At 46.3% G+C, this 26,316-nt stretch carries 18 protein-coding genes and 1 pseudogene; 5 read left to right on the top strand and 14 right to left on the bottom strand.

Features of this window, described 5'->3' with window-relative positions:
* Window positions 1-103 precede the first annotated feature (103 nt).
* The gene (locus PAHA3_RS31140; RefSeq protein WP_062834651.1) at window positions 104-6,487 is read right to left on the bottom strand and encodes a rhamnogalacturonan lyase family protein; all 6,384 of its coding nucleotides are present in this window, start codon (window positions 6,485-6,487) and stop codon (window positions 104-106) included.
* A 206-nt stretch (window positions 6,488-6,693) separates the two neighbouring features.
* Between PAHA3_RS31140 and PAHA3_RS10290 the strand changes: the two genes are divergently transcribed.
* Window positions 6,694-7,566, top strand: a complete 873-nt coding sequence (locus PAHA3_RS10290; protein ID WP_062834650.1) for a helix-turn-helix transcriptional regulator — start codon at window positions 6,694-6,696, stop codon at window positions 7,564-7,566.
* Between the two features lie 126 nt (window positions 7,567-7,692).
* Here the strand turns inward: PAHA3_RS10290 and PAHA3_RS10285 are convergent, their stop codons facing one another.
* Window positions 7,693-8,430, bottom strand: coding sequence for an SDR family NAD(P)-dependent oxidoreductase (locus PAHA3_RS10285; protein ID WP_062834649.1), 738 nt, complete (start codon window positions 8,428-8,430; stop codon window positions 7,693-7,695).
* Window positions 8,431-8,606: 176 nt separating this feature from the next.
* Here PAHA3_RS10285 and PAHA3_RS10280 point away from each other — a divergent pair, with 176 nt between their 5' ends.
* Window positions 8,607-9,221 (top strand): TetR/AcrR family transcriptional regulator, encoded by a 615-nt coding sequence (locus PAHA3_RS10280; protein WP_062834648.1) that lies wholly within the window; start codon window positions 8,607-8,609, stop codon window positions 9,219-9,221.
* A 275-nt stretch (window positions 9,222-9,496) separates the two neighbouring features.
* Here PAHA3_RS10280 and PAHA3_RS30405 read toward each other — a convergent pair whose 3' ends face one another.
* From PAHA3_RS30405 to PAHA3_RS10225, 11 genes are all read right to left on the bottom strand, one after another.
* Window positions 9,497-9,685, bottom strand: coding sequence for a hypothetical protein (locus PAHA3_RS30405; RefSeq protein ID WP_062834646.1), 189 nt, complete (start codon window positions 9,683-9,685; stop codon window positions 9,497-9,499).
* Between the two features lie 28 nt (window positions 9,686-9,713).
* A complete protein-coding gene (locus PAHA3_RS10265) occupies window positions 9,714-10,976 on the bottom strand; it encodes an alpha/beta hydrolase (protein WP_062834645.1) in 1,263 nt (420 codons plus the stop codon).
* 115 nt (window positions 10,977-11,091) lie between these two features.
* Window positions 11,092-11,739 (bottom strand): response regulator, encoded by a 648-nt coding sequence (locus PAHA3_RS10260; RefSeq protein WP_062834644.1) that lies wholly within the window; start codon window positions 11,737-11,739, stop codon window positions 11,092-11,094.
* On the bottom strand, window positions 11,736-12,959 hold the full coding sequence (locus PAHA3_RS10255; protein ID WP_062834643.1) for a sensor histidine kinase: 1,224 nt from the start codon (window positions 12,957-12,959) through the stop codon (window positions 11,736-11,738). The genes PAHA3_RS10260 and PAHA3_RS10255 overlap by 4 nt, the downstream gene beginning before the upstream one ends.
* A 257-nt stretch (window positions 12,960-13,216) precedes the next feature.
* Window positions 13,217-13,432, bottom strand: a complete 216-nt coding sequence (locus PAHA3_RS31075) for an aldo/keto reductase (RefSeq protein WP_268801803.1) — start codon at window positions 13,430-13,432, stop codon at window positions 13,217-13,219.
* The gene (locus PAHA3_RS10250) at window positions 13,369-14,067 is read right to left on the bottom strand and encodes an aldo/keto reductase (RefSeq protein WP_235599409.1); all 699 of its coding nucleotides are present in this window, start codon (window positions 14,065-14,067) and stop codon (window positions 13,369-13,371) included. The genes PAHA3_RS31075 and PAHA3_RS10250 overlap by 64 nt, the downstream gene beginning before the upstream one ends.
* A gap of 31 nt (window positions 14,068-14,098) precedes the next feature.
* Window positions 14,099-14,446, bottom strand: a complete 348-nt coding sequence (locus tag PAHA3_RS10245) for an ArsR/SmtB family transcription factor (protein WP_153028193.1) — start codon at window positions 14,444-14,446, stop codon at window positions 14,099-14,101.
* Between the two features lie 515 nt (window positions 14,447-14,961).
* Window positions 14,962-15,261 (bottom strand): hypothetical protein, encoded by a 300-nt coding sequence (locus tag PAHA3_RS10240; RefSeq protein WP_153028192.1) that lies wholly within the window; start codon window positions 15,259-15,261, stop codon window positions 14,962-14,964.
* A gap of 1 nt (window position 15,262) precedes the next feature.
* Window positions 15,263-16,030, bottom strand: coding sequence for a peptidoglycan recognition protein family protein (locus PAHA3_RS10235; RefSeq protein WP_235599408.1), 768 nt, complete (start codon window positions 16,028-16,030; stop codon window positions 15,263-15,265).
* Between the two features lie 26 nt (window positions 16,031-16,056).
* Window positions 16,057-16,398 carry a hypothetical protein gene (locus PAHA3_RS10230; protein ID WP_062834640.1) on the bottom strand — a complete coding sequence of 114 codons (342 nt, stop codon included), beginning with the start codon at window positions 16,396-16,398 and terminating at the stop codon, window positions 16,057-16,059.
* 1 nt (window position 16,399) lies between these two features.
* Entirely contained in the window at window positions 16,400-16,762 is a 363-nt protein-coding gene (locus PAHA3_RS10225; protein WP_235599407.1) for a hypothetical protein, read from the bottom strand.
* 54 nt (window positions 16,763-16,816) lie between these two features.
* Here PAHA3_RS10225 and PAHA3_RS31215 point away from each other — a divergent pair, with 54 nt between their 5' ends.
* From PAHA3_RS31215 to PAHA3_RS31210, 3 genes and pseudogenes are all read left to right on the top strand, one after another.
* Window positions 16,817-17,053: a site-specific integrase gene (locus PAHA3_RS31215; protein ID WP_062834639.1), complete on the top strand. Its 237-nt coding sequence runs from the start codon at window positions 16,817-16,819 to the stop codon at window positions 17,051-17,053.
* Window positions 17,053-17,397 carry a tyrosine-type recombinase/integrase gene (locus tag PAHA3_RS31070; protein ID WP_062834638.1) on the top strand — a complete coding sequence of 115 codons (345 nt, stop codon included), beginning with the start codon at window positions 17,053-17,055 and terminating at the stop codon, window positions 17,395-17,397. Before PAHA3_RS31215 ends, PAHA3_RS31070 begins: the two co-directional genes overlap by 1 nt.
* A gap of 104 nt (window positions 17,398-17,501) precedes the next feature.
* A pseudogene (locus tag PAHA3_RS31210) lies at window positions 17,502-17,675 on the top strand (tyrosine-type recombinase/integrase); the annotation flags it as partial.
* Window positions 17,676-17,728: 53 nt separating this feature from the next.
* Here PAHA3_RS31210 and PAHA3_RS10210 read toward each other — a convergent pair.
* A complete protein-coding gene (locus PAHA3_RS10210; protein ID WP_062834637.1) occupies window positions 17,729-26,245 on the bottom strand; it encodes a DNRLRE domain-containing protein in 8,517 nt (2,838 codons plus the stop codon).
* Between the last annotated feature and the right edge of the window lie 71 nt (window positions 26,246-26,316).

Raw genomic sequence — 26,316 nt, 5'->3', positions numbered from 1 at the left:
AAAGTGCTACTCCTCAAAATGATGAGGAATAGCACTTTTTATATGCGTACCTTACTTCAATTCCAATCACTTGTTGTTACGGGAATGCCTCAAACATTTTAGCCTACTCTCTTACAGTCACATTTAATTTGTGTGATCTGGTTTCCCCTGAAGAATTACGAAGTACAGCTTCATACTCGTAGATTCCAGGTGCCTTTCCAGAGATTGCAGTAACCGCAGACTGTGCACCAGGAGAGTGAGAGTGCAGCGATTGTGTGTCAATCAAAACACCATTTTCGTAAAGTTCGTATTCGGTTGCGTTTGTTCCCCACCACAGATTCATGGTGACATTAAAGTTGCCGTCACCGTCCCAGTTGTCGTTCGACAGAACGGCTTGCCCCGGGGAAGCATCCGTGACGATGACTGTCAGCGGAACGCTCATGGTTTTACCCAGTGCATTAATTAATTCTCCAGTATAGATATAGGTACCATTTTTCTTTCCAGTAATATCAACTTGAACAGATTGGGCGGACGGGGATTGATCGACCAGAGAAATTTCCTTAATCAATTCACCATTCTCATACAGCTTGAACTGATTGCCGTTATTTCCCCACCACAGATTCATCGTGACGGTATAGTCCCCGTCTTTGAGCCCTGTGTCGTAACCATTGTTATCAGATAACACCGGAGTGCCAGGCGCTCCGTTCGCTAGTGGCGTTCCCTGATGGAGCCATTCCTCCCACTTAAGCAGCACATCTGCCTGCTCATCCGAGAATACGGTTCCTCGAGCTGCTTGAACGTCATTACCGTAGGATGCAAGAAGTTGACGCGCTTTTGCTCCTTCACGATCGTTTGCTGCCTGTTTGGCCTGTTGTAACGTGTTCGCAAGCTGATCAGCAAGAGCGCCGGCATTAGGAGCGATCGATTCATCTGCAAAGGCGTTGGTCAGATTGATCAGGCTGTCGAATGTAGCAATAACTGCAAAACTATATTCTACCGTCTGTTCCCACCCAGCCAAATCGGAGACGGTTGCCGTAACGTGGTTTAGGCCGGGCTCCAGTGTATATGCCGGAGTGTCCAGAAGCACACCCTCCGGTTCTGCCACACCAGAACCCGTATCGGAGGCTGTATAGCCAATTTCCACGTGCTGATCAATGGTGTACTCGGTTTGACCTTGAATTTCAATGGTTGGAGGTACGAGATCAATGGATAAGGACAAAGACTGTTCACTCTCTTTGTTACCGTCAACATCGACGCTCCAGTAGGTGATGGTATGCGTTCCTTCTTCAGTTAGAGTCAACTGTGTGCCACTCACTGTTTCCCCACCATTAATTTGATAATAGGTTCCTTCGATTTCGGAATCTTCATCAACTGCTGCAAAGGTTACTTGGACTGGAGAAGTATACCAGCCGTTCTGCGATTCTCCTTCTACAGTTGCCGTGGTATGCGGGGCTTCCTGCTCCGGAGATTCCCCTTCCAGCGTAACAAAGTCAGACAGCGGTATATTCAATTCCTTCACAAGACGTGCCACGAGTTCAGACACCTTGATTGCACCGTTCATTTGCAAATGTGTGTTGTCTTCGGTTGTACCTACCCACATGAATATCGATTTGGTTCCTTCTGTGCCAAGCTCCTGGAAATGTTCCCAACTGGCTTGGTTCAGATCGATGATGAGTGTGTCCGTTTCCTGCGCCGTTTCTTTCATCGCCTGTACGTATTCCGGGAAGCTCTTGTTCAGCACCTCTCCGGTAAAATCACGACGGTTCACTGGCGTGACCAGAACAGGAATCGCACCTCTTTGCAGAGCGCCATCAATGTATTCTTTCAGATATACCTTAAACTGTTCGGGCGTAAGATAACGCTCTGGACGTGAAGGTGTGGAATCGTTATGAGACCATTGCATGAACAGATAATCGCCTTCATGAATGTCGAGTAAAATATCGTTGAGATATCCACCGACCAAGAAGGTTTTGCTGCTCAAACCTCCAACTGCCCGGTTATCAATACTGACTTCATTTGCATCAAAATATCCACCCAACGTTTCTCCCCAGCCTGCTTGCGGACGATAGTTTTCCGCGTAATTGGCCACAGTGGAATCGCTGGCCAAATAAATAACAGGTTTATCGCTTGCACTGTGATCTGGCAGACGCTCCAGCTTCAGCGCATTGATCTTCGGTGCATTTCCGGTGAAGTTGAAGTTAAAGACACCATCGATCAGGGCAATGTCATACGTGATTTCTTTGAATTCGCCCTTGGCAATGCTTGTAAGCGGCAGCTTGGTCATCTGCTCTACAACAACATTCGCGCTGGTCGATTCTTGAGTATCCCCGATGGTCATCGTTACCCGGTAATTAGCCGGCTCCATTTCCACCAGGAAGGAGGTACCGTTTACTCGTGTGAAATCTTCCTTGAGCGAATCTCCGGTTTCCCGGTTCTCATCTTTGGTCAGCGCAGTATCGGCAAATCCGTACCCGTTACCTTCGATGTACGCTCTTTTGGCATCCACTTTGATGTATCCGTCGGCTGCGCCGCCAGAACCAAAGTCAAATTTGTATTCACTTAACTCTTCGCCCGGTTCACTTGTCAATGAATCCTTCGCGACAGTTAACATGTTAAGCGCATGGTCAACTTGAGCTTGGGTAGCTTCCGTATTGAAAATGGCTTCCGCAGCTGCCAAAGCTCGGTTCACCACAGCCTTCGATGCATCTGTATAATCCGACAGATCCAGTGCTTTGATCTCATCGTACAGAGCGATCAATGCAGTCTGATCGCCACCCTCCGAAGAGAGCTGCGTGCCTTCAATTCGCACGTTGTCGATCTGGGTAGTCCAGTTCAACGTGCCTCCACCGCCTTTTCTCGTTCCCAGGAACCGCATGGATCTGACATTGTCCGCATATGCGGCGGAACTTAGTGAGATATCTGCAATCGTTTGGGTAACTGTCGGATCCGCAATGTTCGTTAATGTAAGATCAAGTGTTTTCTCGGCAAAATTAACGGTAGCATCCACATTGACCCACTGGTTCTTGGAAATATCTGTAGCCGTTCCCCCTTCAGGTATGGCTGTATCCCCTGTGCCGTAATCCGGATTATATGCACCGACAAAATAATGAATTTTGGTGCTTCCAGTTTTCGTAAACAGCGTGAACAGGGCATTTTCGTTCGAATCCTGGACCGTGAGATGACCTTCTGAGGGATAGGCAGTCACATTACCGGATTGCCAGTCAAAGTTCACGTTCACCTGATCGCCGTTTACGGCATCGAACAGACGAAACACCTTGGCCCGATTGCCCGATCCGGAACCCGCGACGGACAATACCTTATTTCCGGATTGTTCAACCACCGTTCCGGTCATGGTTCCTGCTATACCCGTGGCATTGACCATGGCATACTGGTAGTTGGCAGCATCGCCTTCAAAATCCTCCTCATAGAGCTGGATTTCCGGTTCTGGCTCAGGTTCGGTAATATCCGGGTCGATGACCAGCGATGAAATGCTCAGCTCCAAGTCTTTGACCGCACCGGCAACGAGTCCGGCAATTTTCTGCGCACCATAGCTGCTGAAATGCGTATTATCGTTGATCCCATTCGGGTATTTTGGATATTCACCCGGATTAGCATAAAGGAACACTTTCTCCGTAGCTGTATTACCAATTTTGTCATAGTACGCAATACTTAGCTTGCTGAGATCAATCAGCGGCACATCAAGCTCCTCCGCCACTTCTTTGGCTGCCTGCACGTATGCCGGGAAGCTGACGTTGAATTCTTGAGTCACCGTGTTGAAATCTCTGCGTCCAACCGGAGTGAGCAATACCGGTGTAGCGCCGCGCTGTTTGGCACCGTTTACATAACGAGCTAAGTAGATCTTATAATCCTCAGGGGATGCATACCGGTCCGGTATCCCTGCACTCGCGTCGTTATGACCAAAGGAAATGAAGAAGAAGTCCCCCGGCTTAATTCGTTGCAGGATCGTATCGAGACGACCGTCTACCATAAACGATTTGCTGCTTCGACCACCGATCGCATCGTTCACGATCACTGCCCCATTGGAGAAATAACGTCCGAACTGCTGCCCCCATCCCTCTTGAGGAGCTTGCATTACACTGTACGATTGCATGGTTGAATCACCGGCCATATAGATCGTCGTTGCCGCACCAGCCGCTTTCTCTGGATATTTCTCGATGAGGACGTCTTGGATGTCTATGGCTGTACCCGTGAAGAGAAGATCGAGCTGTCCATCCACCAATGCAACATCATAGGAATACTCCAACGGTGTTCCCGCTGTCACATTCGTTACAGCGAGCTTCTGAACGAATTCGGATTTGACCCCGACGTTCGAGTCATGTGCATCATTGCCTAATCGTAGCGTCACCTTATAGTTGGCATTGGGCAGGTCAACAGCAAATGTTGTACCTGTCGCAACCGAAACCTCGTTTACTCCTACGGTAACACCGCTTGTATCCTTGAAGCCGTATCCCGTCTCTTGTGTGTATAAGGTGTCTTGTATAGCCGTATTTCCTGACGCTGTCTCTGTACCGAAATCAAAGCGGTAAACCGGCTCCGGCATTTCTGCTTCGCGGGTCAGCGCGAGATCGGCTTTAGGGAATTCTGTAGCTTCCGCTCCAAGATAAAAGCCGGTATGAGGCGGCTGGTTGTAGGCTACATTTTGCCAAGCTACGCCAAGTCGATACACAGGGTCCTGCATCAGCGTAGGGATGCGATAGTCTGTAGGAATGGTCGTTGTATAGAGACGATACTCTGAACTATCTTCGCTCCGCAGCAAAAGTTCCTCACGCCAGTCCCCCAGAATATCCGCCTGAAGCGCCGGATTTCCTTTGGTATGATTGTTCGTTAATGTACCGGTTGCCCGGAAGATTTCATCCAGTTTTTTGTTCTCGTAATCCCATTTAAAAATGAGTGGAATTCCTTTCGCGGTACTGTTATCCCACTCATGGTCAAACAGCTCCCGCTGAAGATCTCCATCCCACCAGATCGCAAAGTTTGCGGTTTTTGGTCCTTCTTCCGCAGTGTAGATAGCTTCTCCGGCTGCTGAGTAGGTATTGGTTACAGGAACACTTTGCCCGTTGGTAATGGTTGTGGCCCATGATTCGTATCCTGGATAGTTCGGATCAATATCCGCTGACATGCCGCGACCGGTGTCAAAACCTGTTTTCTCTCCCCAGAGAATTTCACCTGTTGCCGCATCGCGCATCTCTAGTCCGTACGCAGCATCCGAATGCTCGTGCACGCTTACGACCTGGTAGCCCTCCCGGTTCGGATCGAGCTGACCGGCGTGCATGGCGTCGCCGTGGCCGAGTCCGGTGCTGTAAAGCAAGCTTCCATCATCGTCTATAGCCAAGGCGCCAAACATAATTTCGTCCTTTCCGTCATTATCGGCATCCAGCACACTTAGATTATGGTTGCCCTGTGATTGGTATTGTGATCCTGCTTCGTTCGTGTCGAACGTCCAGCGTTTGACGAGTTCCCCGCCAACATAATCATAAGCAACAAGTACTGTGCGGGTATAATAACCCCGGCTCATCACGACACTTGGCTTTGTGCCATCCAGATAAGCAATTGCGCCAAGGAACCGGTCTACCCGGTTACCGTAGCCGTCCCCCCAATCGCTGACGTTGCCTCTTGGTGGATCATAGTTCACGGTGGATACGGCCGCTCCGGTCTCACCATCAAACAGCGTGAGATATTCCGGCCCTGATAATATGTATCCGCCTTCGTTGCGATAATCCTTCGTGCCGTCACCAATGACTGTGCCTTGGCCGTCCTTCGTGCCGTCAGCTGTCTTGACAACCACCTCGGCTTTTCCGTTGCCATCGAGATCATATACCATTAACTGCGTATAATGTGCTCCGGCGCGGATGTTGACTCCCAGGTCAATCCTCCACAGCTTGGTGCCGTCCAGTTTGATGGCATCGATATACACATTGCCAGTATAACCTGCCTGCGAGTTGTCCTTGGAATTGCTCGGACTCCACAGGAAGACAATTTCATATTCGCCATCGCCGTCCAAGTCAGCTACGGAAGCGTCACCTGCATAATACGTATAGGTTCCACCATCTTTGGTCCGTCCGTCGGCTGGTTTATCCAGCGGAATAGGCAAATAATCGTTATGCCAGACCGATGCAACCTCCGGCTGCATTTGCTCCTTGCCCGCAATAACGGTGGAGATCTGATATTGTGAACTGTCGAAACCAGTGGTGTCTACATAGTTTGTCACATCGCTTATGGGCGAAGCGTTCACTTTGGTTCCATTTTTATATATATTGAAAGCGATATTATCCGGATCATTGTTCAAATATCTCCAGCTTAAAAAAACGCCGTTGTCTACAAGAACCGCAACCAGACCTCGGTTAAGATATTCTCCTTGGCGACCCGGCAGGCTACTTGATGACTCTGCACGCGCTGGCGCCGGGGGGATGACCAGTGAAATGACCATAAGGAGCGCTAATAAAGATACAAATATCGATTTCTGGATGGAACCATTTCTTCGGTTCATTGGATTAAGTCCTCCTTATCTAAAAATAATTTTTTAGAATCATCAGTTCGATCTGCCCTGCTTGTTGTCAAATGAACACAAACTACAGTCACCCCCTTCATATGTTACCGCTTACATTTATCTTACAGGTCTAAAAAAAGACAGACAATCTAAAAAATGTGACGTATTATATAATATAATTGACTTTTTTAGGAAGGGGATGAAAGATGGTTCATACGGTCTCTTATGCTTTTCGTAATGACGATACATCGATCATGACACTGGACTCTATTGGATGGCAGATCGTCTCAAGCGAGGAATATCGTTGTCCGAGTGACAATAGACCGGACCCGGGGCACGTTGTTTTTCAATATACGCTTAATGGCCAAGGTTATCTTGATATTGACAATCAAACGCTCCCTTTACCGAAAGGACATGCATTACTTGTTAAAATCGCAGGAGAACACTGCTATTACTATAAGCAAGAGAATAATGAACCCTGGGAATTTATATGGATAAACATTCGTGGGGATGAAGCCAACCGAATTTGGGATATGATCCATGATAATGAGGGGCATGTCATTCTACGAAACGCGGATTCTCCCCTGATTCAAGAGTTATGGCAAATCATCCATTTGATTCATCAGGATAAAGTTACGGACAAGTATCGCTTGTCCATGCAAGTCTATCGGTGGTTGCTCATCTTGGTGCAGACGAGTCGGGATGCGGAGAAGGATATCGGTGCCCTTTCCATAACAACGATTGAGAAATGTAAAAAGTTCATCCGAGAGAATTATGCATCCCCATTGACGCTGGATCTGCTCGCCAGTCATTGTGATATCAATAAACACTACTTGTGCAGGTTATTTCAGAAATCCGAGAAAACTTCACCGCTAGCCTATCTCAAAGACAGACGGATTGAAGTTGCAATCCGACTGCTCCGCACGACCGAACTTCCGATTTCACAGATTGGCCAACAATGCGGCTTTGAGAGTCCCAGCTACTTCGGCAAAGTTTTTCGTCAATATATGTCCATGTCTCCCAAAGAATATCGCATGAATAAGCTAGAGTTTCCTTACGAGGCCATCTATTATGAATAGCCAAACCGCTGTTTGCTAGTTGTCTTTGGCTCGGGAGATATACTTTTTCTGATAAAATAAAAAAAGCCGCTATAATAATAGCGACTTTCAATGGGAATATGTTCTTGTACTTCGATAACGCTACTCTTATTGAGCGGTGTATCCTCCGTCTACGATCAGACTATTTCCTGTCATGTATGAAGAATCGTCGCTAGCTAGGAACAGAACAGCTTTCGCCATTTCATCTGCTTGACCCAGACGTTTCATTGGTGTTGCCGCAGAAAGTGCTTGCTTGCTCTCTTCCGGGATAATCGGTGTGTCGATGAAGCCTGGGCAAAGGGAGTTCACCCGAATATTTTGCTCAGCATACTCGAGCGCGAGCGAACGAGTCAGGTTCACTACTCCGCCTTTAGCTGCATTGTAGGCTGCTGAACCAGGCGATCCAACCCATCCGTACATGGACGCCGTGTTGACGATTGTGCCTCCGCCAATTTTCAGCATTTCGCGGATCGATTCACGAGCGACCAAGAATACGCCGTCCAGATCAACATTGACCGTATTGCGCCATTCTGCATAGTCAAGCTCATGCGTCGGATGAACACGTCCGATTCCCGCATTGTTGAATACGATATCCACTTGACCAAATGCTTCTACGGTTTGTTTGAAAATCTCAGTAACCTCTTCTTCACTCGTTATGTTTGCTTTAATGAAGAGAGCTTCTGATTTAAGCGCTTTCAGTTCCTGCTCAAACGCCTTGCCTTTTTCTTCATTCAGATCCACCAAGACCACTTTAGCTCCTTCGGAAACGAATAAGCGAGCTGTCGCTGCACCAATCCCGGATGCTCCTCCTGTGATGACTGCAACTTTATCTTGAAGTTTGCCCATGAATAAATCCCCCAGTATAATATTTTGAATAGCGCCTATATAAATAGTGCTATATGATGTTTACAAAACTAATTCTATGCTTAAAATTGTAACAATCCAATCATTAAGATATGACCAAGTGTCTACCTCGTAGACACTTTATAAAACTATGTCTATATTTATAGGAGTTTTTTTGAATGAATGATGAACTTATTGTGACATCTCAACATCGTAATCGAACCAAGGAGCATCTAAAAACTGCTCTCATTCAGCTCATTAAGAAAAAAGGCTTCCATGGTGTTTCTGTCAAAGACATCGTGGATCAGGCGGGCTATAATCGCAGTACATTTTATTTACACTACCAGGATAAATACATTCTCGCCGAAGAATTGCTGAGTATGACACTCGGAGGATTGAGGTGCGCCGTAGGTAAACCCTATTGGCATGGTCAAAAGGTCTTAACAAACAAGCTTAATGTCGAATCTTTTCAAATCGTGGATTATATCTACGAACATCGTGACTTCTTCGAACTAATTCAGTACGATGATACGTTACCTGGTCTGCATACAGGCTTTCCACAAACCATACTCAAAATCTATCAGGAGCAGTTTGTCTTCGAGACAATCAACAACTCCCCAGTTAACATGGATTATTTCAAGTATTATACCGCCTACGGTTTTTTTGGACTGTTGAACAATTGGATATTAAGCGGATATCGTGAGTCGCGAGAGTCATTTATTAAAAACGTGATTGAACTCACCAAAACGCATATTCACTCTTTTCATTATGTGGGTAACACGTTTGATTCATGAGCTTGAGTAAGTTGATTTGAAAATCACGGTGAACGATATGTCTGCCTTAGATAGCAGGCCAGTTGCAGATGGAGCAGATGCTCCTGATTACTCAGGGTCAACTGGGGCCTCGCCCAGACTCCGACAGGACGCATAAATCACAAGGGATTTACAGCATAAATAAAAAATGGGCATGTCATTTACACGAGAGAAATGCAATCCTCAAGATAAATGCATGCCTTATAATAAAAGAGCCCATAACCCCAGCTGGACAATGTTTTCTAGCAGCCAAATAATTAGTGTTCTAGTTTTGCAGAATACTTTTCAGCGCCTGTTTCATTAATTAAAGCAACTTCAAAATCAGAAACCCATGTAAGTTCACCTAGATGTTTAGCATAGGCGAATACATCTGGTTGTTCTGATATGACCTTCTCTAAAAGTACTTGCGTACCATCTCGTTGAAAAATACATAGGAAAATATCCATGCTATCTACATTATGGTGGCAAAGGTTTTTAAGGTTTTTTAATCATCTCTACGCCGTCAAAGGTAAGGCTGTCAATGTCCGTTTCTTTCTTCAACATATACTTATCAAAGAATGCCTTTGTATAAGAAGTGATAATGTTGCGCTGTTCCATCGCGTCTCGGGTTCCTCTGGATGCTTTATCCGTAGTTGTAAACAAGGAATCGGAGAAGTCACCGTGGACTACATTATCAATAATGGCAAAATAGGTGTCCTTGCTGTTGGATTCAAGCAGAAATGCATTTGTATTATAGGCAAGCACGGTGCTGAGCTGCATGAAGGGTTTCTTAAAATCGCTATCCAGGGCACCTAACATATTACCGTCTAGATTCACAGCGCCGACAAATCGGTCATCGTCACGGCTAACAATTGCCGCTGTCGTTCCTCCGAAAGAATGTCCAAACACACCGAGACCGAGATCAAGCTGCAATCTACCTTTAAACATGGAATCTCTGTCACCTGTATTCATTTTGTACAAGTTATCTGCAACATATCGAATATCCTCGCTCTGTAAAACGGCATATTTCGCAAACTTGACTGCTTCAGGCGCGGAAGTTAATTTGCGAGCAATCTCAATAGCTTCTTCTTCCTCAAGCTTCTCAGTCACAATTTCAGGTGGAGTTAGGGTGGCTGCTTCCATTCCGTATTTTGTTACTTCGTCCATAAAATTCTCAGACAATCCAACTGTTCGTCCATCTTTAAGTTTGTACACACCACTTTCGGCATGGCCGATAGATACCACAATATAGCCGGCGCTTGCCAGGTCTTGAGCAAACAAAGTGCCTTGCTGTGGGTAAGCGCCTGCGCCATGAACAAAGAATAAAACCGGATATTGTTTTTCCTTTTCAGATAAGGCCAGATCGTCGTAAGACCATGTCTTGAAATTGGAATCAAACAGCTGCTCACCACCCGCTGTGCCCCCTAATCTAACCAAAAGCTCATCTCTCAGTGAATGAAACTCCGGAAAGGCATACTCTGCCGTCGGCTTGCCCTCATTGCTGTCGGACGGATAGAAAAATAATGCCGTCAGTTCTCTTTCTGAGTGGTTGGATGCTGTGTACTTGAAGTCCATCTGTGTACGCCCGACCGTATAACTTCCCATCGGTTTTGGAAACTCATTCTGTGCGGAAGCAACGCTATTTTCAGGTTTCGGAATTTCCTCCTGTGTGGAAGTCCCGCTATTAGTGCTGCTGCAGGCAGAGAGCATGGTTAGTGAGAGAACAGTCGCCAGAATCGTTGTCAGTCTTTTTTTCATCATTTTTCCTCCAATTTGTATTCATGCATCTATCATAAACGGAGGAGAAAAATAAAAAATCGTACAAAAGGGCAAGACCCCAGTGTACGATCGGGCAAATCTATGAAATGTTTGATTATAAATGCAATATTCCACGCTCTACCGCAACGGCGACGGCCTGCGGTCTCGAATCCACACCCAATTTATTATAGATACTCGTTAAATGAGTCTTTACAGTCCGTTCGGATATGCCCATATCCAAGCCGATCTCTTTACTTCGAGAGCCACGGGCAATCGCTTGAAGCACAATCAGCTCTTTGTCTGTGAGCGATATCCTGTTCGAGGATGATTCTTTCGCCTTTTCTGATGTCTTGTGAGCAAATACTTTCTCGCTGATCTCCGGAAGTAGCAACGTTTCCCCCCGCATCGCGGCATCAATTGAACGAAATATCATCTCTCTTCCCGTGTCCTTCAGCAAATACCCTTTGGCACCTAACGCCAGTCCGCGGATCATCATCTCATCCTCGTTATATGTAGTCAAAATAATGATCGGTATATCTATTCCTTTAGCTCTGAGCGCTGTCATGGTATCCAGGCCGCCCATTTCAGGCATGTTTAAATCCAATAGAATAATGTCCGGTTTGTAAGTATCCACCCGTCGAACCGCTTCCATACCGTTAGATGCTTCTGCAACTACCTCGTATCTTTGATTGGTTTCCAGGATCAGCTTAAGTCCCTCTCGAACGACGAAATGGTCGTCCACGATAAGAATCTTGATTGTCATACGGTGGTGTCCTCCAGTTGTAATGGGATGCGAACAGAAACTTGGGTTCCTTGCTTTCCGCTTTCAATTTCGATCTCCCCGCCCATAATTCGGGTTCGTTCATATAAGCCAATTAAGCCATAACTACCGGATTGTTTCTCGATGAGGTTGGTATCGAACCCTCTTCCGTCATCCGTAATGCGTAGCTCGATTACGTTTTCGGGTGCAGCAACCACGACTTCTACGTTCGTCGCATGAGCATATTTAGCTGTATTGGCCAAGCATTCTCGGATGATATGTAAGCTATGTTCGAAGATCAACTTCGGCACCACCAGATGGGGCATCGATAATTGAGTGACAATACGAACCCCTGTTATATGTGAGAAGTGTTCAGCCTCTTCCTTCACCGCTTTAGAAATATCTGTGACCTCGGCAGAATACGAACGCAAGTCGTCAATTGCGCTTCTCGCTTCTGAAAGCGTGCGCTTTGCTTGGGCTTTTGACAACTGAACAATCTCGTGGGCACGATGGTTATTATCATTTTCTAAATGCGCATCCACCGCATCAAGCTGCATGATAAGACCTGCCAGCCCTTGTGCCAAAGTATCATGTAAATCACGGGCCATCCTCTGACGTTCATTGGCAATGGTTAGCTCCTCCACTTTCCTGTGCGCTCGTTCCAATTCACGTAAAAACGACTGGGTCCGCAATTTGGCACGAACTTGTTTATAGAACAAAGAAGCATAGCCGATTACGAAAAACATGATGAAGAAGAGCGATGGTACTGTAGATGACAAATCCTCGGTAGTTCCTAGCCAAACCAGGGAGACAGAAAACAAGGTGCAGTAAAAGATACATACCAGAAGCACCTTCACACGTTGAGCGTATACACCAATACTCTGACCCGCCAAAGCCGTCAATAGACTTACAAAGATGAGAGAATGAGCATTAGGCATGAATAACGCACACCCCCAGACAATACATCCTTGTGTCACAAAATAAATCCAGGGTCTTCGATCGACAACGTATCCGGCATACCAATGCAGCAGAATGTGAACCAGAATGAGAGCTGTAAACATCATAAATTCAAACCATGTGGGCAACATCGGTAGCTGTGAGTACAATGCAGAAAAATAAATCAGAATGCCCCAGATCAAAGCAGGCAGACGAGAATCACGCAGAACATTTTGAATATCAGATCGGGAGCTTGTATACGGTTGGTTTATCGAATAATCACTCATGCTTGATCACCTCTATCAGGTACTATTTATAAAACAGTCTCCTTGGACACAAAAAATCGGTACATTATTGTACCGATCATTGACTCACTCAAACTATGTTAATGTACGTTGTGTCTTGAAGTCCAGCCCAATAAGTCAAGCGTCACGATTGCACTTCATCAACTTTAGAAATTCGCTCATCATAATGCTCCGTTAGGCGTTCAAAAGGCATCTATTTCTCCACGATCATTAAACTATCCTGCTCGTTAACCGAGTTATCAGCAAATAAATAGCTTCATCAATTTTACATAAATCGGGTTGACTATGTAGCCACTCGGACTTACGGAATATCCTTTGCCCATGTCTAACCGCCGGATATGTTCCATGTCCTTTTTATTCAGTTCAAAATCAAATATTTCATTATTCTCTTTTATTTTTTGCAGATTCGACGATTTGGGGATGACGATAATTCCGCGTTGCAAATGCCAGCGCAAAATGACTTGTGCAACCGCTTTCTGATGACGAAGGGCAATTGCTGCCAGCCCCGGATGCTCCAGAAGTGCTTTGCTTCCCTGCCCAACGGGCCCCAAGCCTCATGCACAATCCGATTCCGAACCATATAATCATGCAATTCGTGTTGCGGAAATTCCGGATGGGTCTCGACCTGATTTACCATCGGCGATATCCGTGAATTCTTCTTGAGATGCTCCAGATGCCGGATCTCGAAATTGGCTACACCAATAACTCTGATCTTATCTTCGTCATATAACTCTTCCATCACTTTCCAGGAGTTCATGTAATGTGGACCGGCGAAATGAATCAAATACATATCGAGATACGTTACGTTCAGTTTCTGGCAAGTCTGCTGAAACGCCTTTTTAGTCGCACGGTAACCGAGATCTGTCGTCCACACTTTGGAGGTGATGAAAAACTCCTCCCTAAGAATGCCACTTTTTTGGATAACCCGGCCTTCATAACCGTAAATTTTCACCGTATCGAAATGACGATAACCAACTTGAATAGCCTCTTCGACCGTCCTCTCGAAGGCCTGCCCGTCTTTAATCTTATATAATCCGAAACCGAGTTGAGGAATGTGCACTCCGTTTGCCATTTCGACTGTCTGATTCATTCACAACTCCCCCTCCCAGTGTTTCCTATCGTTATTCCGATGTTTGTTCTTCGCATTGGGAAAATACCTTCTCTATTTCGTTCACCAGGTTTTTCAACAATTTCAGCTTGCTTCCGGAGTCCAGGCTGTAATAGTTGAGGGTCCCTTCTTTATGAACGCTTATAATCTGCGATTCTTTCAGTATTTTCAGATGATGTGATACGGTTGGTCGGGATAGATGGGTTTTCATTCTGATCTCATCTACGCGCATGCCGGGGTTTTGCTGCCCTTGAATCAAGGTTATGAGAATGGCTTGCCGGGTCTCGTCTCCGATTGCGTTCAACACTTTCTGATTGTTCTTGAATTCGATAGCGATCGTAGCCGCAAGTTCCTGATCCAAGTAAACCGTCCCCTTCCGTATAATCGTTTAATTCTTTTGTAGTTAGAGCCTAGCACAATCTCGGTTTCAGTTACATATTGCGAAAGAAAATCAAGAACCTGTTTTTTTTCATATATTCTAATTAATTGAACTATTATGATGTGAAAGATCGCATAATTGTGCCAGATTCCAACTTACTTCGCTGAAAGATTGGTTGATAAATACAATGTTTGGTTCATAAGCATCAACACTCTAGAATTCGTTATAATAATGCTCTATTTCTCAGGGAATGCATTACTCGTACATTCCCTATTATGATGTATATGATCTTAATACTTCACTGGATTTCAATTCTAGAAAAAATCAAATGATGCGCGGCTAAGAATAGATGTCTAATCTTAAATCAGTGCCATGTGAATGTAATAATTACAACACATAGATCCGGCAATTTTCCAGTCACTAGTAACTAACCTATTAATACGAAAAAGCCGCTAAATAGCGACTTTTAATGAGATCATATTTTTGTCCGTAAACACTTAGAGATGAATACCAAAACGTTTCAACCAACCGTTCAGGTAGTTCGCTCCGCGTGATGCCAGCAATCCAGCAGCCACCATAGATGTGTATGCGGAAATTCCGGTCAGTCCGAATGGATTTAGTCCGAATGAGATTGCTAAACCAACGCCAACTACGATTGACACACCATATGTAGCTCTATCCTTGATTGGGAGAACTGCCTTAACTACTTCTGTAAGTGCTTCAGTTAAGCCCGCCAAAAGCAACCACAAGCCAACTGAGGCTACGGCTGTAGTAAGTACTGCATTCAATGTAACCATATTACTTCACCGCCTTGGCAATCAGAATGGTATTCAGAAACGCTAGTTCTGCGGCTGTCAGAGTCCCGTTCTTAGCTTTAGTGATCCAAGCTTCGTCTGTAAAGTAGCCCTTAGCCTTAAAATTAGTCAGTGCGTTCACGAGCATGTCTACCGCCCATTTATCAAGTTTCATTGGTTCGTCATCCCCCGATACTGTATTTTGTGGTACATTTACTTGAGTCGTAGTGCAATCCTTAAATTCCGCTACCACGTCATTCAGAAATTTCGTCTTGCTTATGCCCATAATCTTCAAGGCGTTCTTGTAAGGGTCGCTCTTACGATTGGGGTCAAGTTCGTTGTGTCCTGAGATACATTTCAGAGGATCCAGTTTGAACTTGTTACAGAGGTATGCCATGTACCAAACGTAACGCTTGTAAGACTCTGTGTTATTAATGCTACCCTTCTTATTGGAGTAACAAAGTTCTACGCCGATGGCACGATCATTAGAATCGAATCCGTAAAGATCATTGTCAGTCTTTACGTTGTAAAGGACATGCCAAGCCTTCTCTGTGAGGGGCACACACTCAATGATTACTTTATCATCGATAAAGGTATGCGCCGATGCACTTTGGACATTAGCGGAATTCATGTAGTAGTTCACATTACCTGCCGCTGTACTTCCATCGTTACCTGTATCGTGTGCCACGATAAAGCTAATTCCTTGATTCTTGATACCGGAACGTCTCTTGGTATTGTTAGGCAGATATCGTTGCTTGATAGTGTATTTCATTTTAAAAGTCATCTGTTTCAACCTTTCTATTGAATTTTCGGTGTATTATCTACTTTAGTTCCCTCCACAGTAAGGACACTTTCTACTAGAGAATGCTCAGGCACTGTAAAGGGAGTTTCTGAATTGGTGGTTTTGAGCTCTTTTACAGTCTGTACGGCAAATATCCCGCCCACGATAGTCATGACCACTGTACTCAAGCTATTAATCGCTCCGACCGATACTGCGCTCACCGCCACCCCGAAGAATGGCGCAAAGAATGCAATGAGTAGAAAGAGAGCGAACAGTCCACTGAACAGAACCATCAAGAAGTCCTTTGCAGAGAACCCGTCATTGTCGTTCCAGAAAGCATTCTTTACAAACTTCATCATCTTATCGCACGTCTCCCCTCCGTCTTGAGAGTTGAGCCACCAACTGCTCTACCTTGTTGTTCAGTAGCCTATTTTCAGCAATAAGTTCCATGTTTTCCTGACGAAGCGTGATTACTTCGTTACTCAATCTTTCAATCTTCTCTTCAGAAGAGGTAAGCCTTTCAATCAACCTTTCACGAAAGGCTTGCTCGTCCTTGGAGAGCAGTTCCCTATCAGTCACCTTATTGTTGTTCTTACCGCTGGCGTAGCCAATTATGCCAGTCACGGCAGAGCCTACCAGACCAAGGATTGCAGTGATTACCCCTACATCCACATCTATCACCTGACCTTTCTCTGTCTGTTTGTGGGTGTGTTGATAATTCACATAATCCGGTATATAAATGGGTTATGTTACTAAGACAACGGCAGAGATGTAATAATGAATTATGTTGAGGCATTCCTACTCTACCTACAAACAGATAAAGACTTGTCTGGATTGACCATAGAAAACTATGCACGGGATATTAAAGGCTTTTTATCCTTTGAAAGAACACCTCCCGAAGTAACAGCTATCGAGCCGTCTCAAATTAGAAAGTACATAACGCACTTTGACTGTCTTGGTAGAGCAAGGTCTACTATTAATCCAATGTTGTGTGCCCTGAAGATCTTCTTTTAATGGAAATTGGGAGAGTCATTCAAGAGTCACCCGCCACCAAAGTACGGTGGGTAATAAAATCCCTACCTAAAGCCATCTCTGAAGTTGACGTTACCAACCTGATTGACACAGCTTCCGAGCAGCGACTGAAAGACCAAATGGTTCTCGAATTGCTGTCCGGGCTAGCTGGTCGGGTCAGTGAGATTGCCACGATTAAATTAGAGAGCATCAACTTCGTAGAAAAGAATATTCGCATTGTCGGTAAAGGCGACAAAGAAAGACTCAGCCCTATCCATGACAACGCTTGTCCTTATCAAGATGTACATAAAGCACCACAATGTTTCATCCGGTTGGCTACTTCCTAGTAAGTTGAATGACACTGTTCATATGTCTAGGGAGAGTATCTACAAAATTGTTAAGAGAGTTGCCGCAAGATCAGGCATTGAACACTTAGAATGTCAGCCCCCACGTCTTCCGTCACAGCTTCGCCATGCACATGCTTAACGCAGGTTGCGACATGGCTCTTGTTCAGGAGTATCTAGGTCACGAAGATATCGCCACAATCAAGATTTACGCCAAGGTATCTCAGAAGAATAAGCAGACTTCTTTCAGTGAATTCCATCCTCTCGCAACTACAATATAGGTAATTTTACCTAAAAAATAACCCCTACCTAGTAATGGGAGGGGCTTTTCATCTTACATGATGAAGCAGTATCCGTAGTCAGCTATTACCTCAATAGAGCCGTTAACGTCAGCATGATACAATACATAAACAGTGGAAGGGATGGTTCTAAAATGCCAAACGTCAATTGTACTTGGGAGGTCGATGTTTATGGTTTGAGCAACGGTGATTGAGCACGCCAGGTCACTCTCACCAAACTGGCTAGCTATGATGGTGCTTGGGATATCATCCCAATCTGCGCGTCTCGCCGTAATGGTACTTGGCAGGTCACTCACTTCATGTACGGTGATGAAGGAAGGCAGGTCGCTAACCTCTGTGCGCCTTACGGCTACTTCAGAAGGTAACAGGGACTTCTCCCAAACGTCAATCGTAGAAGGAATGTCACTGTCGTCGGAACGTCTTACGGTGATAATGCTGACCATATCGTAGCTGTCTGTTCTTCTGACTGCGATGCTCGAAAGCAGGTCGCCATCCTCAGACTGACGGACGGTGATGGAGCACTCAATGTTCGAGTCACCCACAGGGATAATGACAATCTTAGCCGTCATCTTGTTGTGGGGTGGTACGGCAATCCATGATTTAATGTCAGAGTTTCCTCTGAACATCACGTTAATGTCCGAAGGCAAGTTGTTAACCATTCTACCCCGTGCGTGAACACTTGCAGGTAGATTGATTAAGTCGTTACGTCTTACCCTAATACTTCCGGTCAAGTCCGAGCGATACCGCACGTAAACTGTTGCTGGCATGTCGCCCCGTTCGAGTACCCACAGGTTCGCAGGAATGTCAAGCAGATCAGACTGTCTAGCTACAACCGTGGACGGCGTGTCATGCAACTGGCGAACAAAGATTGTCGATGGTGCTTCAGCCCATTCAGTTCTACGAACCATCAGGCTTCCATCTAAATCACTGTCTTCTTCCCTTCTTACGACAACCGTTGACGGCGTATCGAATCGGTGTGTGACGCTGATGCCCGATTCAATGTTTCCCTCACTCGACAAGCGTACCGTGATTACACTGTCAAGGTCTTCCTGCTTGTACGTCGGTACTTTGATTGTACTAGCCAGCCAACCGGAGAGGACTTGGATACTGGACGGCAACATACTTGCCCCAATTACATCAAGGCGAGATGGTTTATCGTAACGGTCACGAACGTAGATAGTGGAAGGAATGTCGCTTGTTCCCTTCGCCCGTGCCTTAATGCTACCTTCAAGGTCATCTCTGTATGATACATGGATGCTTGTGGTTAGGTCTGGACGACTGACTGCGATGCTTCCCGCCAGCGTATCCTCTTCGTTGAAAGGAACTCCGATAACTGATGGAATGCCGAATCTATTTAGAACGTAAACCTCTGACGCAAGGTCAGGCTTGGTTACGATAATAACGCCAAGGATATCTTTGTCGATTGTCGTCGAGACAATGATGTTGGAAGGAAGGTCATTCCGTTCCAGAATGCTGATTGATCCATCAATGTCAGGCTTACTTACTGCAATCGTAGCTAAGATATCGAAGTCTTCTCCAACCCTTACGGTGATGCTGGAAGGCAAGCTGTTCGCAGGAATTACTTCTACCGAGCCGCCCATGTCACCCCTAGAGACGGTGATGAACGTTTGCAGTTCTGCATCCCCTACTACCCGTGGTCGAATCGAGGACGGAATGTCGAATCTTTCCTTGACATAAATCGAGTTGCCAAGGTCATGTCTCGATACCGCAATCAAACCTACCATCTCTGTAAAGTTCATGCTTCTTGCATTGATACTCGATGGAATCTCGCTCAGGTCGCTACGCTGGACAGTAACACTACTCTGTCTATTAGGAGCGGACACTGTAATAGCTGACTCTAACCAGTTGTTCCGTGTAACCTCAAGGCTGGAAGGTACGCTTCTGTGAGCAGGTCGTACAATCTTCCATGTGTGATAAGGTTTAGGGTCTTGCCATCTTCCATTGACAATAGTGCCCACGTTTGCGGCAATGCTGGCTTCAAACTCGTTGCTGGTTCTTGGAATCCAGTTACCTGCGCCATCCTTCACCATGAGAGGTGGGAATGTTGCGTTATGGTTTCTGCTTCCATACTCTTGCCACCTGATAGCAGATGTGAGCGGAGAACCTGTGCCACCGTTCGATACACCTTCGTAGTAGATGGTGTTCATGCCTTCTTCTAACTCAATGTCAAGGTAGTCCGTGAGAGTGATGTTAGCAGGGATGTGCATGAGCCAGTTTTCCTTGAGCAACTTACGCTCAGGGTACTTACTATTGACGATGTAGATGTTTACCATGTCACCGTCTTGACCGCCGTTATCCCATGCGTGGAGAGTGAGGTTTGGTCTGTCAACCAAAATCCAATCCAGCGGTGGAACTACTTTAATCTTCGATGGCATGTCGTGCTTGACAAAGGAACTGATTACCCCGATGGAGGAAGGCATTTCTGAGCGTCCGTAGCTTACCGGACTGCTGTCGAAGTAAGTAACCTCAACCTTTGGAGCAACGTCCTTTCCAGACTCCCGTGAGAAGTACCAAGTCTCCCCGCCCTCAGTCTCGTCCATAGGGACTACGTAGAACCTCAAGTCAGTTTTACGATTCAGGTACGCATCTTTTACGAACGCTGTAATGTTAAACGTGATAAAGTGTTCTGGACTGTTGACTGCGTAGTTGCCGCTGTCGAGAGTAACTTCGCCAACCACGGACGGTTGGTTTCTCCACGTTACGCCGTATTCATCAAAGTCTCCGGTTACAATCACACGGTACTTCTTAGTTGGTGCTGGACTTGATGGAGAGTAGTGAAGCTTCAGGACGACATTCTCGATATCTTGGTTGAGTGGTACGTCCTTAATATCAAAGTGCAAGAGGGTTCTGAATCGGTCGCCGCCGCTAACCTTGTTGCCGATTACGAGAGATGATTCTGCACCGTAGTTCAGTGTCGGGATACCCTCACGGATATACGAGTCTTTAACTGCCGTTGCAACGTGTGTCGTTCTCTTCGGAGGAACTACGTCTACGATGGCTTTCATTCGTCCTGTGTACGGAACGCCCACGCTTGCTTTCAGGTCGCTGTTTCCACGGAACTTAACGTCAAGCCCTGTAGGGATATCGCTTACTTCCCTTGATTTAGGATAGATGCTGGCTGGTAAATCAGTGACCGCAGGAATCGTAACCAAGATACCGGACGGCAGGGATACATACCCTCTTACGAAGATCCTACCCGTAATGTCTTTGTGATGGAGTACGTATGCCGACGATGGAACGTCTCCTGTCGCTTCTCTTCTAGCTGTGATGCTACTCGCCAACAAGCTGTACTGCATCGTGTTGATGGTCGAAGGAATCTCGCTGTCATCGTTTTTCCTTGCCACAATCTGAGTAGGAATGTCGGAGACTTCAGTACGTCTCACGGTCACGTCCGATGGTAGATTGGAGTTCGACACTACGAAGATGTTTGAAGCGATATCAAAAGCCCCTCTAAGCCTTGGTAACAGGCTGGAAGGTATTTCGCTGTTGCCGTACAACGGAACGAGGATACTGGACTTCAGGTAGCCTGAGAGCACGTGTATACTCGAAGGAATCATGTTCGCCCCGACTACATCAAGCTTGGAAGGAAGGTTCTTCCTAGCCAGTACGTAAATAGTACCTGTGAGGTCTTCGTCTTTACCACGTCTTACGCTTACCGAGCCTTGCAGGTCAGTGTGGATTCTTGGTTGAATCGACCCCACCCAATCCGGTCTGCTGACGATGATTACTGCGTCAATCTCACTAAAATCTTCTCTACGAGCCGCTACGGTGGACGGGATATCGGAACGTCCTCTTACGAAGATGCTCGATGGGATGCGACCCCACGATACGTTGATTTCCCCGCCAATGCCCGAGTCGTCTTTACCTCTGACTCGAATCCTAGATGTTTTTTCGTACCTGTTCAGAATTTCTACCGAGTTGTAGATGAAGTCCCTTGATACCATTAGCACCGATGGCGTGTCTTGGTCTATGGCAGTCTTGACCGTAATGCTTGAAGCCAAGTCCTCCATGTAAGGAACGTAAATCGTACAGACTCTATCAGGAGTGCTTACTGTGATACTGCCGTCGATTTCACTTTCACCCGAACGCCGTACTGTAATTGACCCCGTCCAATCAATGTAAGGAATTACACTAATAGTTGAGAACAAGGCAGGTTGGTTAGCCGTCAGCCAAGTGAAAATTTCAGCGTAGCCATCAAGCCTTACGGTCAGCTTGGAAGGCATATCCTTATGGTGAGGTACGATAATCGAGCCGTGCATCATAGGTTGAGAGACCATGATTTTACCGTCTGCGAAGTCGTAGATACCGACCTCTCGAATGGTCAGGCTAGAGTCGATAACGTGCTTATCCGACTGCCTAATCTCCATAGACATTGGGTAATCAGGTCGAGAAACTGCGATGCTACTTTCCCGTTCCCCCGGCTGTAGTACATGCAAGGAGGAAGGTAAATTCGTGTCTCCTGCCACACCTTTAACCGTCAGGCTTGACTTCAAGTCTTTGTTGGCACGTTTCTTAGGGTAGATACTTGCCGTAATCTCCGACTTGTCGAAACTCCAAATACGGTAGTCAATATAGGTTACGACCAACTCAGGAGCGTAATCGACTCCCATCTCCTTCGAGTAGAAGTAAAGGGCCTGTCCAATCTCTTCCACAGCTTTCAGATAGAGATTTACGCTTGGGTCTTTCTCTTCCCTCTTACTGACAATTAGGTCAGTAAGGTTGAATGCGATATAAGCATCGGCTTCGTTGACGGTGTACGTACCCGCCCCTTCTACCTCTTCGCCCATCTCAGGTTTGTTATCCCACGTAACACCAAGTTCTGTCCACTTAGCAAGGGCTGTGTGCAGTCTCATGTCTTTCGTAGGCTTCGCAGAACCCTTCGCAAACTTGAATCTCAGTTCAGCCTTGGATACTTCAAACCCTTCAACCAAGTCCACTACATGCGCAACATCGAATGCAAGGAGTGACCTGTAAACTTCATTTCTTGATGCTCCGTAGCCAGCCACCAAAGATTGCTCACTGCCGTAGTTGATTTTAGGCAACGCTGAACGAATGAATGCGTCTCGAACCGGATTGAATTTCACCGTTGTCGATAGCGGCTGTGCGATGTTGACCAAAGCCAACATTTTGTTCCCCGCTCGAATCTTCAGGGAAGCAGGTAAATCTCTGTCGTACCTTGTTTGAATCCACCCCGATATTTCAGAGTTGTCGTGTCTCACAACGGTCAGGCTACCGTCTACTTCATCGAACTCAGTTTGCCTAGCCCTTAGACTTCCTTCAATCTCCTTTACCTCGTTTACCTGTATCGAAGATGGTATACCGTTATGAAGCAATCCGATAATCTCAATCTCACCGATTGCGGTGTTGCCTAGTGCTACAGCGACACGGGCTTTAATGTCATTGTTAACACCTTGCCGTGCGGTGATATAGGATGTTCTCTCACTGCCCCACTTGCTTCCGTCATAGGAGATGCCTGTGTTGGCGTACAACCAGCCGGAGAGGTTGTTCCTCTCAGGGATGAAGATGCTCGATGGAAGTAGATATCCGTAGAGGTATTCAGAAGCAAAGTAGTACATTTCACCTATACTCAGGTACGAGGTACTACCATTGTTTTCGGTCACGTTAATACGTACTACGTTGTACCCTTCGTACTGAGCAGGGATGGTGTGGTACTGCCACCCTGTTGCTGTCCTAACGTTTCCGACCACTTCGTGAATAACTTTCCAAGTAGCCCCACGGTCATAGGATGCTTCGATTGTCCAACTCTTAGGGGCTTCAGTTACTCCCCTAGTTATGTTGATGGCATACCCTGCTATCTGCTTAAGTTCTCCTTCAGGGAAGTAGAAGCCCAATGATGCAGGCAGGTTGGCTACAGGAGTTATCCATGAATCTCCTGTGCCTGTGACAACATGGTTGAAGGCTTTGAAAGCAGGGTAGGTAGCATTAAGGTAGGTAGAAGCTACGGTCTTGTAAGCGCCAGTGGTGTCCGCTGTCATTACAGGCGTAATATCTACCCTATTATCAGGGTTAACGAACTCTTTCATATAGTTGACGTTAGTGTTAACCGTCAAGCTACTGTAGAGAGAATCGTTGCCACGCCATACAACATTAATGGATGAACGGAGTTTGTGGGTGTAGGCGTAGTCGCCGCCCCAAACTGGTGTACCCAAGATAGTCCCGTCATAGTCTCTACGTGTCTTGTCTTGAGCAATCGAACCTGAGCCGTCATTCAGCAGGAGGTTGACCATCAAATGCGGCTCGATGCCCATAACCAATGTATTCATGTGGGAACTTATTTGCTCTTGCGTTCTCGCTTCGTTCCAAACACGGAAGTCACGCATCCGCCCTTTGAAGTAGTCAGTCTTTGTCGCTGTATCATAATCCTGACCTATCTGCGGCTTACGGTTGTAAGTACCTCTTGCCCCGACTACGCCTTCCCATTTAAGAATACCGTTCTCGTAAATGGAAGCGACTACGCCGTTGATAGAGAACGCAAGATGTACCCACTGGTTGTACAGGGAGAAAGTCTTGTCGCCATAGGTGGTAGCCATTCCGTTGTTCGTATCAATGTTGTACTGACCGCCCCAAACCCCAAGCAGGAGTGTATTAGCGCCCGCCGCAGTGTTGTGACCCCAAATACAGTGAGTTGTCCTACCACCGTCGAGCCAAAACCAGCCCTCTACGGTAATTGGATCGATGCCTTGCCCTGTCGTGCCCCAATCCTTAGCAAACGTGATTTCTGTGTTCGTTCCGTTGAATGTCAGGTATCTTTGGTCGTCGTAGCCGTAGTCGCTCACTACTTCGTAGTACGTGTCCTTGTCGGAACGGAACAAAGGATAAACAGTAGAACGTGCGTCATACAGCCCGTAAGGGATAATCCTAACAGTAAAGTAATCAATGAAAACCTGCTCATTGTTGATTGTGGACGTAGGCGTTACGGTCATTGTCGGAGGTAGTGTTGCTCTGCCTGTTACGACAAGAGAACCGTTCCGGTACACTTCATAATCGCCTTCCTTACCGTAAATCAGCTTCCATACATTGTTACCTTTCGTAAAGTTAGCCCCCACAATGTGTTTAATCCAGCCTGAGCCGCTACGAACCTGAATAAAGTCATCCAAATCACGGTGAAAGTAAATGTGAAGGAGACCCATGTTTAGTTCAGCGTAATAGTTCGACCCGTACGATGCTACATTATAGTTGACTTCTAATTCGATTGGTGTTCCTTGAACGTACTGTATAGGGTATTTGTACGTTGCCGTTACGGTACTTGCCCCGATTACGTCCGTCCACTGACCAGCAGATATAGAACCCCTGTTCCAGTTAAGTTCCGTTGATTGGTCATTGATGATATAGCCGCCACCGTACCACTTGTTCGGCGTGTAGATATCTACCGAACCACTGTAGTCACTTCTCTCAAGGACTTCGATAGACCCGCCAATGTCGTCAGGTATCTTGGCGTTAACTATAGAAGGTATATTGAACTTAGGGATAAGTAGGTTTAACGGAACACCTACTTCAGTATCCTTATGCTCAATTGTTACTAGATTACTGCCGCTGGTTGCAGGGACAATTCCTGCGATATCAAATTCAATGGCTATAGGTGTAGGGGCAAATTCAGTCCAAACCTTCTCGCTAGGGTTAGGAAAAGCTTGAACTCCGTTAACTAGGATCCTGTAACAGGCATCGTGATCCTCAGCATCACTAATAGTCGCCTTGACCAGATGCCCGTCTTCCAAATTACCTACTATATCTGGTGGAGTATTCAGCTTTGTTATAGTTACTGCGCCTTGTCCTGTGCGAGTGCCGCTTGTACCTGTGGCTGTACCCGCATAGTAAGAATATGCTTGGAAATTTACTTGATGCCAGCCGCCGCCAGGACTTTGGTTATCGTCCGCTACCGAGCCGCCGCCGAAGCCGCCGTTACCTGTACTACCCCCACGGGTATAAGTGCCACCTACTGCTCCATTAAGAAACGATGCAGTGAAGTTGTTGGCGTTGGATGCTGGCGCTCCGTACATCGTCCATGCCCCTGCTAAACCGTTAATAGGACTACGGTATCTACCGTCATTTGAGCCACCGCCGCCTGCCGCAACAAGTAAAGGGGTTAATTTCGTACCGCTCAAACTGGATAGGGTCATGGTGTATGCGCCGCTTTCCAACTGCTTTGCGATTGTAGAAGCACCGCCACCGCCGCCGCCTGAACCGTCACTCACAGAAGCGCCGTTGTACGTACCTGCCTGACCGACTAAGATATAGAGGACTTCTCCTTCATTTAAGTACGCTTCAGACTTTAAGTAAGCACCCTTACCGCCAATGGTAGTGTTACCGTTACCTCCGCTTCCTTGTGCGCCCCAAGCTTCAAGTTGGTACGTACCGGAAGCTGCTACTACCCATCTCTGAATACCTGAATAAGTTGTAACCTTGCCTTCGAGATTAGTATTTTTATATGCCGAGTCAAACTGAGCCTGAGAACCGCCCGTCCGTCCAGTGCCACCTGCATTGGTAAACTTATAAGCTGTAAGACTTGCCACTGAAAATCACTTCCGTTCCCATTGTATTGGAATTGTCGAACTTATTAAGAAACCCTCCCCTACATTATAGG

It is taken from the genome of Paenibacillus amylolyticus (assembly GCF_001570725.1).
GTDB classification, from domain to species: Bacteria; Bacillota; Bacilli; order Paenibacillales; family Paenibacillaceae; genus Paenibacillus; species Paenibacillus amylolyticus_A.
This window is presented reverse-complemented; position numbering and strand designations above follow the sequence as displayed.

Excerpts from the sequence above, each read along its gene's own strand:
- PAHA3_RS31215 (WP_062834639.1), top strand. The coding sequence starts at position 16,817 with ATGAATTATGTTGAGGCATTCCTACTCTACCTACAAACAGATAAAGAC.
- PAHA3_RS10240 (WP_153028192.1), bottom strand. The coding sequence starts at position 15,261 with ATGGTTACATTGAATGCAGTACTTACTACAGCCGTAGCCTCAGTTGGC.
- PAHA3_RS30405 (WP_062834646.1), bottom strand. The coding sequence starts at position 9,685 with ATGGATATTTTCCTATGTATTTTTCAACGAGATGGTACGCAAGTACTT.
- PAHA3_RS10290 (WP_062834650.1), top strand. The coding sequence starts at position 6,694 with ATGGTTCATACGGTCTCTTATGCTTTTCGTAATGACGATACATCGATC.
- PAHA3_RS10280 (WP_062834648.1), top strand. The coding sequence starts at position 8,607 with ATGAATGATGAACTTATTGTGACATCTCAACATCGTAATCGAACCAAG.
- PAHA3_RS10255 (WP_062834643.1), bottom strand. The coding sequence starts at position 12,959 with ATGAGTGATTATTCGATAAACCAACCGTATACAAGCTCCCGATCTGAT.
- PAHA3_RS10250 (WP_235599409.1), bottom strand. The coding sequence starts at position 14,067 with ATGAATCAGACAGTCGAAATGGCAAACGGAGTGCACATTCCTCAACTC.
- PAHA3_RS31140 (WP_062834651.1), bottom strand. The coding sequence starts at position 6,487 with ATGAACCGAAGAAATGGTTCCATCCAGAAATCGATATTTGTATCTTTA.
- PAHA3_RS31070 (WP_062834638.1), top strand. The coding sequence starts at position 17,053 with ATGGAAATTGGGAGAGTCATTCAAGAGTCACCCGCCACCAAAGTACGG.
- PAHA3_RS10230 (WP_062834640.1), bottom strand. The coding sequence starts at position 16,398 with ATGATGAAGTTTGTAAAGAATGCTTTCTGGAACGACAATGACGGGTTC.
- PAHA3_RS10235 (WP_235599408.1), bottom strand. The coding sequence starts at position 16,030 with ATGAAATACACTATCAAGCAACGATATCTGCCTAACAATACCAAGAGA.
- PAHA3_RS10265 (WP_062834645.1), bottom strand. The coding sequence starts at position 10,976 with ATGAAAAAAAGACTGACAACGATTCTGGCGACTGTTCTCTCACTAACC.
- PAHA3_RS10285 (WP_062834649.1), bottom strand. The coding sequence starts at position 8,430 with ATGGGCAAACTTCAAGATAAAGTTGCAGTCATCACAGGAGGAGCATCC.
- PAHA3_RS10260 (WP_062834644.1), bottom strand. The coding sequence starts at position 11,739 with ATGACAATCAAGATTCTTATCGTGGACGACCATTTCGTCGTTCGAGAG.